Here is a 378-nt window from a genome sequence, read left to right as displayed (position 1 = left end):
TGCTCGCGGATCGCCTCGACCTGGGCCGAGTGAGCGGCGTAGTTCACCGGCAGACGGCGGGCCCGGATGCCCTCGGCCTCACACACCGCCACCAGTTCGTCCAGCGCGTCCAGATCACCCGACACGACGACCGAACCAGGCGCATTGACCACCGCCACCGTCAACCGGCCACCCCAACGGGCCACGAACCCGGCAGCCCGCTCATCCCCCAGACCGACCGACACCATCCCACCCTGATCCGCCAAGGCGACCAGGGCCTTGCTGCGCAGGGCGACCACCCTGGCGGCGTCCTCCAGGGACAACGCCCCCGCCACATACGCCGCCGCGATCTCCCCCTGCGAATGCCCGACCACGGCGTCGGGCTCCACACCATGAGCG

General features: G+C 71.2%; 1 protein-coding gene. It reads right to left on the bottom strand.

Translation table 11 applies throughout. The features are described from left to right. Positions 1 to 378, bottom strand: a 378-nt coding sequence (locus H5J33_RS36605) for an acyltransferase domain-containing protein (RefSeq protein ID WP_181798977.1), incomplete at both ends; no start/stop codon positions are given.

The organism is Streptomyces sp. WELS2, assembly GCF_013870595.1.
Taxonomy (GTDB): Bacteria; Actinomycetota; Actinomycetes; order Streptomycetales; family Streptomycetaceae; genus Streptomyces.
The sequence above is the reverse complement of the archived record's forward strand: the minus strand, read 5'-3'. Positions and strand labels throughout refer to the sequence as shown.